This is a genomic window from Methylobacterium sp. J-068 (assembly GCF_022829445.1).
GTDB lineage: Bacteria > Pseudomonadota > Alphaproteobacteria > Rhizobiales > Beijerinckiaceae > Methylobacterium.
Genome location: NZ_JAKSXY010000023.1, coordinates 1 through 12,907, shown reverse-complemented (window position 1 = coordinate 12,907; position 12,907 = coordinate 1). Strand labels below are relative to the sequence as shown.

General features: G+C 69.2%; 11 protein-coding genes. 6 read left to right on the top strand and 5 right to left on the bottom strand.

All coding sequences use genetic code 11. The annotated features are described in order from the left end of the window. Nucleotides 1–44: 44 nt before the first annotated feature. Entirely contained in the window at nt 45–3,188 is a 3,144-nt protein-coding gene (locus MKK54_RS01540) for an efflux RND transporter permease subunit (protein ID WP_244008748.1), read from the bottom strand. Nucleotides 3,189–3,200: 12 nt separating this feature from the next. Continuing rightward, complete coding sequence (locus MKK54_RS01535; RefSeq protein ID WP_244008747.1) at nt 3,201–4,400, bottom strand: efflux RND transporter periplasmic adaptor subunit; 1,200 nt, start codon at nt 4,398–4,400, stop codon at nt 3,201–3,203. A gap of 234 nt (nt 4,401–4,634) precedes the next feature. Between MKK54_RS01535 and MKK54_RS01530 the strand changes: the two genes are divergently transcribed. Next, nucleotides 4,635–4,808 carry a hypothetical protein gene (locus MKK54_RS01530; RefSeq protein WP_244008746.1) on the top strand — a complete coding sequence of 58 codons (174 nt, stop codon included), beginning with the start codon at nt 4,635–4,637 and terminating at the stop codon, nt 4,806–4,808. Between the two features lie 145 nt (nt 4,809–4,953). On the opposite strand, the gene MKK54_RS01525 is transcribed toward MKK54_RS01530, so the two are convergent. Beyond that, complete coding sequence (locus MKK54_RS01525) at nt 4,954–5,736, bottom strand: Crp/Fnr family transcriptional regulator (RefSeq protein WP_244008745.1); 783 nt, start codon at nt 5,734–5,736, stop codon at nt 4,954–4,956. A 448-nt stretch (nt 5,737–6,184) separates the two neighbouring features. Between MKK54_RS01525 and MKK54_RS01520 the strand changes: the two genes are divergently transcribed. After that, entirely contained in the window at nt 6,185–6,892 is a 708-nt protein-coding gene (locus MKK54_RS01520; protein ID WP_244008744.1) for a Crp/Fnr family transcriptional regulator, read from the top strand. A gap of 446 nt (nt 6,893–7,338) precedes the next feature. Beyond that, nucleotides 7,339–8,085, top strand: coding sequence for a sigma-70 family RNA polymerase sigma factor (locus tag MKK54_RS01515; protein WP_244008743.1), 747 nt, complete (start codon nt 7,339–7,341; stop codon nt 8,083–8,085). A 13-nt stretch (nt 8,086–8,098) separates the two neighbouring features. Here MKK54_RS01515 and mgtE read toward each other — a convergent pair whose 3' ends face one another. Beyond that, nucleotides 8,099–9,469, bottom strand: a complete 1,371-nt coding sequence (mgtE, locus tag MKK54_RS01510; protein WP_244008742.1) for a magnesium transporter — start codon at nt 9,467–9,469, stop codon at nt 8,099–8,101. A 506-nt stretch (nt 9,470–9,975) separates the two neighbouring features. Here mgtE and pqqA (MKK54_RS01505) point away from each other — a divergent pair. After that, nucleotides 9,976–10,065, top strand: a complete 90-nt coding sequence (pqqA, locus tag MKK54_RS01505; protein ID WP_091970034.1) for a pyrroloquinoline quinone precursor peptide PqqA — start codon at nt 9,976–9,978, stop codon at nt 10,063–10,065. A gap of 76 nt (nt 10,066–10,141) precedes the next feature. Continuing rightward, nucleotides 10,142–10,231 (top strand): pyrroloquinoline quinone precursor peptide PqqA, encoded by a 90-nt coding sequence (gene pqqA / locus MKK54_RS01500; RefSeq protein ID WP_056092902.1) that lies wholly within the window; start codon nt 10,142–10,144, stop codon nt 10,229–10,231. An 84-nt stretch (nt 10,232–10,315) separates the two neighbouring features. Here pqqA (MKK54_RS01500) and dinB read toward each other — a convergent pair whose 3' ends face one another. Beyond that, complete coding sequence (gene dinB / locus MKK54_RS01495; protein WP_244008741.1) at nt 10,316–11,404, bottom strand: DNA polymerase IV; 1,089 nt, start codon at nt 11,402–11,404, stop codon at nt 10,316–10,318. Nucleotides 11,405–11,615: 211 nt separating this feature from the next. On the opposite strand from dinB, the gene MKK54_RS01490 reads away from it, so the two are divergent. After that, nucleotides 11,616–12,770, top strand: coding sequence for a dimethylmenaquinone methyltransferase (locus tag MKK54_RS01490; RefSeq protein ID WP_244008740.1), 1,155 nt, complete (start codon nt 11,616–11,618; stop codon nt 12,768–12,770). Nucleotides 12,771–12,907 lie beyond the last annotated feature (137 nt).

Genomic DNA, 12,907 nt, shown 5'->3' with positions numbered 1-12,907 from the left:
GTCCGGGCCTTTTCGTTTGGCAAGGTCTACCCTGCTCCGCCGCCCTACTCCGCCGCGATGCGGGGCGGCGGAAACGGCTTCGGGGCATTGTCCGAGTGTGGTCGGGGCAGCGCGAAGGCACCCTCGGTCGGCTCGTCCACCGCGCCGATGAAGCGGCCGAACAGGCGCACGAACAGGCGCGAGAGGTCGTCCACCAACACGAAGATCGCCGGCACGAAGATCAGCGACAGCCCGGTCGAGACGATGAGGCCGCCGATCACCGCGATCGCCATCGGGGCGCGGAACTCGCCGCCGATGCCGAGCGCCATGGCGGAGGGCACCATGCCGGCCGCCATCGCGATGGTGGTCATCACGATGGGGCGCGCGCGCTTGCGGCCCGCATCGATGATCGCGGTGGCGCGGTCCACGCCCCGGCTCATCTCCTCGACGGCGAAGTCGACCAGCATGATGGCGTTCTTCGTGACCACGCCCATCAGCATAAGGATGCCGATCACCACCGGCATCGAGATCGGCTTGTTGAAGATGAGCAGGCCCAGGATCGCGCCGCCGATGGAGAGCGGCAGCGAGAACAGGATGGTCAGCGGCTGGAGGAAGTTGCCGAACAGCAGCACGAGCACGCCGAAGACCATCATCAGGCCGGCCCCCATGGCGAGCGCGAAGCCCTCGAAGACCTCGCCCATCACCTCGGCGTCGCCCGTCTGGCGGATGGTCACGCCCGGCGGCAGGTCCTTCGCGGTGGGCAGGGCCAGGATCGCGCCGATGAGCGAGCCGAGCGCGTCCGAGCCCTCCATGTCGGCCTCCAGCGCCACGCGGATGGCGCGGTCGTAGCGGTCGATGGCGGTGGGGCCGCGCCCGAGGCTGAGATCGGCCACGGTGGAGAGCGGCACGGCGGTCCCGCCCTTGACCGGCACCTTCAGGGTCTCGAGCTGCGAGAGGTCGCCGCGCAGGCGCTCGGGCAGTTGCACCCGGATCGGCACCTGCCGGTCGATGGTGTTGAACTTGGCGAGATTCGCGCCGATGTCGCCGATGGTGCCGACCCGCACCGTCTCGGCGATGAGATCGGTCGAGACGCCGAGTTCGGCCGCGACCCCGGCCTTCGGGCGGATGCGGATCTCGGTGCGGTCGAGGGGCGCCGTCGAGAGCACGTTGACGAGGTGGGGCACGCCCGCCGCCTCGCGCTGGAGCTTGGCCGCCGTCTCGGCCACGACCGCCTTGTCGGGGCCCGACACGATCAGGGTGACGTCGCGCTGTCCGCCCTCGCGCAGGGCCCAGAACCGGATGTCCGGCTCCTCGTGCAGGATCGCCCGGACGGCGATGTCGACCTGCTTCTGGGTGCGGTGACGCGTGTTCTTCGGCGTCAGGTTGATGGTGAAGGTCGCGAGGCGCACCTCCTTCTTGGCGGGAAGCTGGCGGCCGCCGTCGACGAACACGCTGCGCACCTCCGGCAGGGCGCGGATGCGCTCCACCAGAGCGTCGGTGACCTGCGTGGTGTCGGCGAGCCGCGCGCCCGGCGGAAGCTCGACCACGAAGATCGTGCGGGCCGCGTCCTCGGCCGGCAGGAAGCCCGCCGGCAGCAGGCCGGTCGACATGATGGAGCCGGCAAAGCAGGCGAGCCCCAGCACGAGCGTGATGAACTTGTGGCGCACCGACCATGCCACCACGCGGGTGTAGCCCCACATGACGAACCCCTCGCGCGTGTGGTCGGGGCCGTGGTCGCGCAGGAAATAGGCGGCGAGCAGCGGCGTGATCAGGCGCGCCACCAGGAGCGACATGAACACCGCCGCCGCGATGGTGAGGCCGAACTGCTTGAAGTACTGCCCGGCGATGCCGCTCATGAACGAGACGGGGGCGAAGATCGCCATGATCGTCGCCGTGATGGCGATGACGGCCAGACCGATCTCGTCGGCGGCCTCCAGCGCGGCGCGGTAGGGCGATTTGCCCATGCGCATGTGGCGGACGATGTTCTCGATCTCCACGATAGCGTCGTCGACGAGGATGCCGGTGACCAGCGTGATGGCGAGGAGACTGACAGCGTTCAGGGAGAAGCCGAGGCTGCTCATCACCCAGAAAGTCGGCAGCACCGAGAGCGGCAGGGCGATCGAGGCGATCAGCGTCGCGCGCCAATCGCGCAGGAACAGGAACACCACGATGACCGCGAGGGCCGCGCCCTCGACGAGGCTCAGCATCGCCGAGTGGTAGTTGCCCACCGTGTTGATGACGGAGGTGTCGATCAGGTCGAAGCGCACGCCCGGATACCGGACGCCGAGTTCCGCGATGCGCCTGGCGACGCCCACCGCCACCTCGGCGTCGCTGGCGCCCGTGGAGCGCGAGATCGCGAAGGCCACCACGGGCTCGCCGTTGAAGCGCGCGAAGGTGCGGGGCTCCTCCGAGCCGTCGACCAGGGTGGCGAGCTCGTCGAGGCGGACCTTGCGGCCGCCGGGCACGATGATGGAGGTCTCCGCCAGGGTGTCGAGGCTGGCGGCCCCCGCGAGCGTGCGGATCGACTGTTCCTGGCCCCCGAGTTCGCCGCGCCCGCCCGCCATGTCGGCGGCGGTGAGGCGCAATTGCCGGTTCACGTCCGCCGCCGTGATGCCGAGCGCCAGCAGGCGGTCGGGCCTGAGCGTCACGCGGACCTCGCGGGCGACGCCGCCGAGGCGCTCGACGCCGCCGACGCCCTTCACGCTCTGCACCTGCCGGGCGATGACGTCGTCGATCAGCCAGGACAGGTCCTCGGGCGTCATCGCGGGCGCGGAGGCGCCGTAGATCATGATGGGCAGGCCCGCGATCTCGACGCGGTTGATGATCGGCTCCTCGATGGTGCGCGGCAGGTTCACCCGCACCTTCGAGATCGCGTCCTTGACGTCGTTGACCGCCCGGTCGCTGTTCACCTCCAGGCGGAACTCGATGGTGGTGCTGGAGAGCCCTTCCGAGATCGTCGAGATGACGTGCTTGACGCCCTTCACGCCCGCCACCGCGTCCTCGACCACCTTGGTGACCTGGGTCTGCAGTTCGGAGGGCGCGGCACCCGATTGCAGCACCTGGACCGAGACGATCGGGATGTCGATGTTGGGAAAGCGCGTGATCGGCAGGGCCCGGAAGCTGACGAGCCCGAGGACCACCAGCACCAGGAACAGCACGATCGAGGGGATCGGCTTGCGGATCGCCCAGGCGGAAACGTTCAGGCGCATGGGTTCATCCGATCAGCGCGCGGCATCGGCCGCCTTCCGGGCCGGGACGACCGCCCGGACGCGGTCCCCGTCGCGCAGGAAGCTGCTGGCGCGCGCGACCACCGTCTCCCCGTCCGCGATCCCGGACCGGATTTCCATGGACCCGTCCGTGGACAGGCCCGGGACGACCGTCCTGGCTTCCACGCGATCGTCGGCCACGACGAAGACGCTCGCCCCGCCCTCCGCGCCGTAGAGCACGGCCGAGAGCGGCACCACCACGCTGGCGCGGCGCGCGACTTCGACCTTGCCGCGCGCGAAGGCGCCGATCCGCAAGGAGGGATCGGCATCGAGGCCGATGCGGACGCGCCCGAGCCGGGTCGCACGGTCGATCTCGGGGTCGATCCGGCGGACACGGCCCTTCAGGGCGCGCCCCTCGTCCCAGTCGAGCCGCACGGGGGCGCCGACACGCAGGCGCGGCATCCAGATCTCGGGCACTTCGCCTTCGAGCTCGATCTCGCCTCGCGCGATCAGGCGGAACATCGGCTCGCCGGAGGTGCTCGCCATGGCGCCGACCCGGGCCGTGCGGCGGCTGACGATGCCGGCTTCCGGCGCACGGATTTCGGTGCGGGCGCGCCTGAGGGCGATCTCGGTCCCGAGCGCCCGCGCGGTGGCGAGGTCGGCCTCGGCGAGTTGCAGGCCACCGCGGGCGGCGGCGAGGCGACCCTCGTTCCCCTGCGCGGTCGAGACGCGCTGCTCCAGGGTCACCGCCGTGGCGTTGCCGGTGCGGATGAGGCTGCGGGTGCGCTCCAGCGCGAGGTTCGCCTCGACCTGCGCGGCTTCCGCCTGGACGATCTGACTGCGGGCCTGGATGATCGCGGCCTGCGCCTTGGCGATGGCGGCGGCGTTGGCGGCTTCCTGGGTGACGATCATCTCGAGGGAAAGCCGCGCCAGGGGTTGACCGCGCGCGACCTGCGCGCCCTCCTCCACCAGCAGCTCGGTGATGCGGGGGCCCTCGATCTCGGGGGCGACGAGGATCTCGTCGCGCGGCACGAGGGTGCCGGTGACGACGGCCTGCTCCACCACCTCCCGCTGGACCGCCGTCGCCACCGTCACGGCCGGCGCGACGGAAGCGGGATCGGGAACCGCCGGGGCGTCCGTCGCCCGGGCCGGTCCGGCGGCAAAGCTCGCGGCGAGGATGAGGACGCCGGCACGAAGGAGAGGAAGGCGGCGCATCGGGTTTCGCGTCTCGGCGGCGGAAGCCGGATGCCTGCGGGGCGAGACCGGCGTTTTCAAGGCGTCGTCCGGCGCGCTGGCGCTGAGCGATGTGCCGGGTGATGTCATGGCGCACCCCGTGGCCGGGACGGGAGCCGATGTTCGAGCCGCCGAGCGCGGCAGGATCGTGCAACCTTCAGCGTCACCGCACGTTGGCGGCATGATAGACCTTTCCCGAGCCGAGGTTAACGAATCATGAGCATCTTCGAGATCCGGCAGCAGACGAACGGCGCGGTGCTCTGGACCGGAAGCGCCCTCGACGAGACCTCCGCCCTCGACGCGATGGCGCGTGAGGCGGGCTACGTGGATTTCGCCTCGCTTCCCGACGACATTCGCGCCGCCTGCCCGGTCGCCCGCCCGATCGCCTGAGCCTGGTTCCAGCCGTCACGACGGTCTGAAAAGCCCTTCGTCTCCCACATCGGAGACGAAGGGCTTTTTCGTGCGTCGAGGGAATTTGGCCGGACGATGTGTGCGGGAATGCCCCCGGAGATCGCCGATCGCGATCGCGTGGCCCTCAGGCGATCGGCTCGCCGAGCGACAGGTAGCCGGCGTCGAACTCGCCGAGTGTCTGGAGCCGCGCGAGATTGCGGATCATCAGGCTGCGCGCGCGGAGCTCGATGAGGCCCTGCCGCTTCAGTTCCTGCAGCGTCCGGTTGACGTGGACGGTGGACAGGCCGGTCGTTTCGGCGAGATCGAGCTGCGAGACGGGGAGCTCGTAGCTGTCGCCCCGCGCCAGGCCGACGGCCCGGAACCGCATCAGCAATTCACAGAACAGATGCGCGATGCGCCGGATGGCGGAGCGGGACCCGACATTCACCAGCCACTCGCGCAAGATGGCGTCATCCACCAGGGCCGCCCTGCGCATGGCGCGGGTCACGATGTCGAGATCCCCGCTCAAATGGCTAAGCGCCTCGAAGTCGAGGCGCGCGACCCGACAGGGCGAGAGCGTCGCGATGGCGTGGTCCATTCGCGGCCGCAGCGCTAGGTCGAGGTTACAGAGGTCGCCCGGAATGAGGTAGGCGGTGATCTGGCGGGCGCCACCGGGCCGTAGCTTGAAGCGGCAGGCCATGCCTTCGAGGATGACGACGAGACCGTCGGGCGCATCGCCCTCGGCGATGAGATCGGTTCGAGCCGGCACGGAAAACGCGGCCTCCTCGATTCCGGCCAGCCATGCCTTCGCGTCGGTGCCCAGAGATTCCAAGCCCTCGAGTCTGCGGATCAGGGCGTTCGGCTCACCGCTCGTCTCGCTCGACGTGAGGGTCTTGAAGGAACGTCCCGGACGTCGGTCCGTCATCATCGGTGCCCGCTCTGCGCGGATCGAGCACGCAGGCTGTCGCCGCCTCCCGTATTCGCTGTCATCGTTCCCGACACCTCGCCCCGTTGGATGGTCAATGCGCACCGACCCTGGAAGCAACGCGCCGCAGGAAAAGTCTGGAGAGACCCCGTTTTCGTTGGGTGGACCCGCGCGGAGACACGAAAACTCGATCTTTCGACGCGCGAGCCCAGACCCTCCGCCTGAATTCACACGTCTTGAGGATTTTATAAATCCGATCTCGCGCCGTTGCGCCCCGCTTGGGGGCTTTGGTGTGATGCCCGACATTGGCTATATGTCGACTACCCGACAGATCTTTTCGCAGGGTTGCGTTCGTCGCATATCGTACGGATAGTCGGACTATCGCTTGTATATATTCCTGGGCAGGAGGCGATGGGAGACTATTTGTGCTCTTGCCCGCTAGGGCAAGGCCGTGTCTCTTTTCGAGCAATCTGCCGTTCGCAACCGTTTGCTCAAGCGACTTTCGCCGAGCGACTTCGGCTTGCTCAGACCGCATCTGCGGCCGTTCGCGACTGAGCTGCACCAGACGCTCATCCAGCCCTACGTCCCGATCCACGAGTTGTTCTTCCCCGAAGCGGGCTATGCCTCGATCACGACGGCTGGCCTCGGCAAGGTCGAGGTCGGGATCATCGGGCCCGAGGGCATCGTCGGGGCGACGCCCGTGCTGCTCGGCAGCGACCGGACGCCCTACGACCACTTCGTTCAGGGCGCGGGCGAGATGCTCGCGATCGGCGTTCCGGAGTTCCTGGCGGCGACGGAAACCAGTGTCGTCCTGCGAAACCTCCTGCTGCGCTTCGTCCAGACCCTGCTGATCCAGACCGCGCAGACGGCCTTCGCCAATGCGAGCTACAACATCGAGGTCCGCCTCGCCCGCTGGCTCCTCATGTGCCAGGACCGGGTCAACGGGGACGAACTCACCGTCACGCACGACTTCCTGTCGTTCATGCTGGGGGTGCAGCGCACGACCGTGACGCTCGCCCTGCAGATGCTGGAAGGCAATCGCCTGATCAGGGCCCGGCGTGGCCGGATCGCGGTGCTGGACCGCGTCGGCCTGCTCGCAGTGGCCAGCGACAGCTACGGCGTGCCCGAAGCCGAATACGTTCGTCTGATCGGAGACTGAAGACATTCGGGCCGCGCAGTTCGATCCGACCATTGCGGATCGAGGCGGCGGCGATCCGGGTCCGGCGGCTCGGCCGGGACTGACGGATCGGCGATGTCGCGAGGCGGCAAACCGGCGCTCGTTTTCCGGTCGCTTGGCCCGGGATGCGATTGAACCCGCCGCCCGCGAACCCGTTGATCCGCCACGCATCATGCGTTCCTCCCGAGACACCAGCCTGCCCGGTGTCATGCCGCGGCGGGCCTTTTCGCGTTCGGTTTCATCGATTTTCGACCGTATGATCTCGAGTAACCGCACGAAGTAGCCGGGTATCGTGCGACGTCGTGTGATCGGAAACCAATTCACTCCCATTAATGTGTGTTGATGCGGGTGTGCCGAGGTTCTCGCACACTTCCGGGCGATCGATGGAAACGGCCCTCGCCGCTTCCGGCCGCCCGAGAAGACATTGGATGACATCGCAAGCAGGAACGGATGCCTCATCCCCCGCCGTGATGGTGGAAGCGCCGCTGCTCCCGTCATCGATCGGACGATCCCTCGGACAGCATCTGCGCGAGGCCTACGCCTCCCTGGACGACGATCATCCCGACCGGTTCGCCGTTCTGCTCGCCCGCCTCGCGGCGGTTCTGGCCGCACGGGGCGAGACCCTCACGGCGGAAGTCCGCCAGGGCCTTCGGGATCATGCGCCCGGTCTGCGCAAGTACGCGCTCTCGCTGACCCGCGACGCCGCCCGCGCCGACGACCTCGTCCAGGACACGATGCTGCGCGCCTGGATGTATCGCGAGAGCTTCACCCCCGGCACCAACGTCTGCGGCTGGCTCACCATCATCATGCGCAACACGTTCTATTCGGGCCAGCGCAAGCGCGTTCACGAGGTCGAGGACACGGATGGCAGCTACGCGGCGCAACTGGTGACCCTGCCGGCGCAGGGCGCCGTCCTCGACCTCGAGGACGTGAACGCCGCCATCGGGCGGCTGTCGAGCACCCTGCGGCAGGCGCTGACGCTGGTGGCCATCGACAACATGACCTACGACGAGGCCGCCGCCGTGATGGGCTGCAAGATCGGAACGGTGAAGAGCCGCGTCTGGCGGGCTCGCGAGAGTCTGGCGGCCCTCGTCGGCTATTCCGCCGACGAGATCGGCCCGGACCGCCTCGCCGGCTCGGTCCTCGGCGACGCGCGCCCGCGCGCCCGGGCCTGACGGTCCGGCGCCTTCAGAGCAGCGTCCCGCGCAGGATCAGCATCGCCACCGAGAAGTAGATGACGAGCCCGGTGACGTCGACCAGGGTGGCGACGAAGGGGGCCGAGGCGGTGGCGGGATCGAAGCCGAGGCGCTGCAGCAGGAACGGCAGCATCGACCCGGTGAGCGACCCGAAGGTGACGATCCCGACCAGCGCCGCCCCGACCGTCGCGGCCACCAGCATCCAGTGCTCGCCGTAATCGTACAGGCCGGTCTTCTGCCAGACCACGATGCGCACGATCCCGATCGCGCCGAGGATCGTGCCGAGCACGAGGCCGGTGGGCAGTTCCCGCAGGGCCACCCGCCACCAGTCGCGCAGGCGCACCTCGTGCAGGGCGAGGGCGCGGATGAGGAGCGAGGTGGCCTGGCTGCCGGAATTGCCGCCCGAACTCATGATCAGCGGGATGAACAGGGTCAGCACGATCGCCTTCTCGAGCTCGCCCTCGAAGCCCTGCATGGCGGTGGCGGTCATCATCTCGCCGAGGAACAGGGCGCAGAGCCAGCCGGCCCGCTTCCGGATCATGGTCGGAAAGCGGATGTCCATGTAGGGCTCCGGCAGGGCCTCCATGCCGCCGAAGCGCTGCACGTCCTGCGTCTGCTTCTCGACCATGGCGTCGATCATGTCGTCCACGGTGACGATGCCGATGAGATGACCGACCGCGTCGATGACCGGCAGCGCCAGGAGGTCGTATTTCGAGATCAGCCGCGCGGCCTCCTCGCGGCTCGCGGTCGGCGAGACCGCGAGCGGACGCCGCCCGGGCGCCACCGAGAGCACGTTGTCGCCCGGATTGCCCGAGATCAGCCGGCGCAGCGGCACGGCCTTGGTCAGCGCGCGCGTGCGCGGATCGAGGACGAAGATCGCGTAGATCGTCTCGCGCGTCTTCTCCACGTGCCGGACGTGGTCGAGGGTCTGCTGGATCGTCCAGTTGCCCGGCACGGTCACGAATTCCGTCGTCATCAGCGAGCCGACGGTCTCCTCGCCGTAGGTGCTCAGCCGGTCGACGGCGCCCCGCGTCTCGGCATCGAGGCGGGCCCGCAGGTCGGAGCGCCCCGGCTCCTCGATCTCGCGGAAGATGTCGGTGATGCGGTCGGCCGACATGCCCGACAGGTAGGAGGCGACGCGGTCGCGCGGCAGCATCTCGATGATGTCGGCGGCGCAATCGAGTTCGGGCTGGTCGAGCACCTCGATCGCCCGCTCCTGCGGCAATCCGAGCAGGATGGCGGCGGCCACCTCGGGGGCTTCCTCGTTCAGGGCCTCGACGATGTCGGGCGCCCGCTCGTCGGACAGTCGGGCGGCGAGCACGGCCGGGTCGATGCCGGTCGGGAAGGGGGCGATCTCGTTCATGGGCTCACCTCGGAATGGCGGCGCGATCCAGCCGTGGGCGGGCCGGAACCGCCCCGGCCGCCGCGCGCGAGCCCGGGGGCCTCAGCGTCGCGGGACGGGAGCGGACGCGGCCGCGCACGGCGCGGGCGATCGTTCGGGATTGTCGCTGGGCATGGGGTTCATCGAGTGGGAGCCCGGGACGGAAGCGGCGCCTTGAATCACCGGCGTGCGCCGCCCCGGGCGGCGCGTGAGTGCGCCTCGCGGCTGCCGCGCGTCAAGGGTGAAACGCGGTCCGGGCGGAATTTGCCGCCGGGCGGGCGGGTGCCGGAACCGTCGCGCCCCCGTCCGCCCCGATTCTCCCTCGAAACCCGGCACCATAAGTCCGTTCGCGAGGCGCCGCCTGCGGTTTGAAACGTCGCCCCGGGACCGCGATCGGCGATCCTATGAGAAATATAAGTGTAGTGCCCGCTTGTATTGCGCCCAATGTAATGGCATATCAGGGGTGTCGAACAGGAAGGAGTTTCCCCATGAAGTGGTCCGCCCCCGTCGTCCAGGAAATCTGCGTCGGCATGGAAGTCACCAGCTACGAGTCCGCCGAGATCGACACCTTCAACTAAGGGTCCGCCCTCGGTTCAGGTTCATCGAGCCCCTTTCGGTTCGGCTTTCACAAACCCAGTCAACAGGAGAAACGTGATGAAGTGGTCTGCCCCCATCGTTCAGGAAATCTGCGTCGGCATGGAAGTGACGAGCTACGAGTCCGCCGAGATCGATACCTTCAACTGAGGGTGATCGCGGGCCCCGATCGCGGGGTCTGCTGATCCGGAGGGGCGTTACCCGCGAGGGTAGCGCCCCTTTCGTTTGGCCGGATCAGAGCGCGAGACCGAGCTGCATGGGCTCGGGGGCAGGCCCGTGTTCCAGGGCCGAGAGCGAGACGCCGAGCAGGCGCACGCTGCGCCGGAGCGGGAACAGCTCCCGCAGAAGCCCCAGGACGATGCGCTCCAGCTCCGCCCGGTCCGGCACGAAGCCTACGAGCGAGCGGGCACGGGTGATCTGCTCGAAATCCGAGAACTTCACCTTCAACGTCACCGTCCGGGCCCGGACCTCCTTGTGGGTGGCCGCCCCCCAGACCTTGTCGAGGATCGGACCGAGCCGTCCGGCGAGCACCGCGTAGTCGGTCGAATCCTCCGCGAAGGTGTTCTCCGCGCCGATGGACTTGCGCACCCGGTTCACGCGCACCGGCCGCTCGTCGATGCCGCGCGCCACCCCGTAGTAATAGGGCGCCGAGGCGCCGAACCGCGCCGCCAGGCTGTCGAGGCTCTGGCCCCTGAGGTCCCGCCCGGTCAGGATGCCGAGCGCCTTCATCCGCGCTTCCGTCACCGGTCCGACCCCGTGGAAGCGCCCGATCGGCAGATCCTCCACGAAGCCCGGCCCCATGGCGGGCGTGATCACGAACAGGGCGTCCGGCTTGCGGAAATCCGAGGCCACCTTGGCCAGGAACTTGTTGTACGAGACCCCCGCCGAGGCGACGAGCCCGGTCCGCTCGCGGATCGCCGCCCGGATCGCGCGCGCGACCTCGGTGGCGGTGGCGAGCCCCCGGTGGTTGTGCGTCACGTCGAGATAGGCCTCGTCGAGGGCGACCGGCTCGATGAGATCCGTGTGCTCGGCGAACACCGCCCGGATCTGCTCCGAGATCGCCCGGTAGACGTCGAAGCGCGGCTTCACGAAGACGAGGTCGGGGCAGAGGCGGCGCGCCGTGACCGAGGGCATGGCCGAGCGCACGCCGAACACCCGGGCCTCGTAGCTCGCCGCCGCGACCACGCCGCGCTCGCGCGAGCCGCCGACCGCCACTGGGCGCCCCCTCAGCCCCGGATCGTCGCGCTGCTCGACGGAGGCGTAGAACGCGTCCATGTCGATATGGATGATCTTGCGGGTCTGGCCGATGCCGTCCGGGTCCATCGCGGACAGGTCTCCTGAGCGTTGCCCCAGCGTTCGTTCGTGGTCTGTTCGCACAATCCGCGTTCGCGCGCATGAATCAAGCCCGCACGCCGCGCGATCCACGGCCGAACCGACGCGGCGACGGGGCTCGCCCCCGGCCGCCGCCTGCCGCATAAGACCGCGACCGAGACCACCGCCGGCCTCGTCTGCGATTCGCCCGAGGACCGTCCCCGTGAACGTCACCCAGATCACCCACCACGACCTCGACGGCTACGGCGCCTCCACGGTGGTCGGCCAGTTCGCCGATGTGTCCCGCATCGTCCACGTGCCGCGCTACGCCGATGTCGGCCCCGTGGTCGAGGCCGAGCTGAAGCGCCTCGGCAAGGCGGCGGCCCCCGAGATGATCGTGATGACCGATCTCGGCCTGGAGGCGGTCGCCGTCAGCTTCATCCGCGGTTTCGCCGCCCTGAACCGCCGCCGCGACGAGGCGGCGCGCCATCGCCTGATCGTCCTCGATCACCACGCCTCCTCGGTGGACCAGCTCCGCGACCAGAAGCTGGAGCCGCGGGTCGCCCCCGAGGCGCCGGGCGTCCAGCGCTTCGACCTCGAGGACCCGAACATCGTCGTGCTGATCGACGAGACCCGCTGCGCCACCCGCATGGCCTACGAGCACCGCGCCCTCTACGCCACGCGCGAGGCCGGTGAGGACCCGATCCTGGGCGCGCTGGTGACGGCGGTGGACGCCGTCGACCTCTGGCGCAAGGACCGGCCGGAATTCCGGACCGGACTCAGCCTCGACGAGGTGTTCTGGGACAACGTCTCGAACCTCGTGCCGATCGGGCATCCCTGGCACGACCGCTTCGTCGGCGACCTCCTCCTCGGCGTGGCGCGCCTGCTCGGCGACGGCGCCACCCCCGCCATGGTCGAGGGGCAGGTCGCCGCGCTGCGCACCGCCATCCTCGACCGCTACCTCGCGGACGATGCCACCGACGACCGCACGCTGACCACCCGCATGCGGATCGCCCGCGTGCTCGCGCGCTCGGAGCTGTTCCATCCGCTCTCGGACGGCACGCTGATGTCCTTCGGCCTCGATTCGGGCACCTTCCAGCGCGTCTCCGATCTCATCATGGAGAGCGGCAAGGCCCGGCGCGTCCTCAACGTGCAGCGGGCGGGCACGATGTCGTTCCGCTCCAACAACGAGACCGCCCTGGAGGGCGCCCGGCGCTTCCGCGGCGGCGGGCACAAGGATGCGGCCGGCGGCAAGCTGACGAGCGGCACGGCCTTCTCGCTCGCCGACGCCATCGCGCAGGTGGAGCCCGTCCTGAACCCGCCCGCGCCCGACCCGTCGGCGAGCCCCTTCGCCGCCCTGAAGAACTGGAAGGGCTGATACGGCCTCCGGTAGATTAGGTCGGACAGCTGACGAGACGGAGCGCGGGTCCCCTCTCCTGGAAGGAGAGGGACAGGGTGAGGTGCGTGACCTCTCCGGAGATGGACTACACCTCACCCCAACCCTCTCCTTCCAGG

Excerpts from the sequence above, each read along its gene's own strand:
- MKK54_RS01535 (WP_244008747.1), bottom strand. The coding sequence starts at position 4,400 with ATGCGCCGCCTTCCTCTCCTTCGTGCCGGCGTCCTCATCCTCGCCGCG.
- pqqA (WP_056092902.1), top strand. The coding sequence starts at position 10,142 with ATGAAGTGGTCTGCCCCCATCGTTCAGGAAATCTGCGTCGGCATGGAA.
- mgtE (WP_244008742.1), bottom strand. The coding sequence starts at position 9,469 with ATGAACGAGATCGCCCCCTTCCCGACCGGCATCGACCCGGCCGTGCTC.
- MKK54_RS01515 (WP_244008743.1), top strand. The coding sequence starts at position 7,339 with ATGACATCGCAAGCAGGAACGGATGCCTCATCCCCCGCCGTGATGGTG.
- MKK54_RS01540 (WP_244008748.1), bottom strand. The coding sequence starts at position 3,188 with ATGCGCCTGAACGTTTCCGCCTGGGCGATCCGCAAGCCGATCCCCTCG.
- MKK54_RS01525 (WP_244008745.1), bottom strand. The coding sequence starts at position 5,736 with ATGATGACGGACCGACGTCCGGGACGTTCCTTCAAGACCCTCACGTCG.
- dinB (WP_244008741.1), bottom strand. The coding sequence starts at position 11,404 with ATGGACCCGGACGGCATCGGCCAGACCCGCAAGATCATCCATATCGAC.
- pqqA (WP_091970034.1), top strand. The coding sequence starts at position 9,976 with ATGAAGTGGTCCGCCCCCGTCGTCCAGGAAATCTGCGTCGGCATGGAA.
- MKK54_RS01530 (WP_244008746.1), top strand. The coding sequence starts at position 4,635 with ATGAGCATCTTCGAGATCCGGCAGCAGACGAACGGCGCGGTGCTCTGG.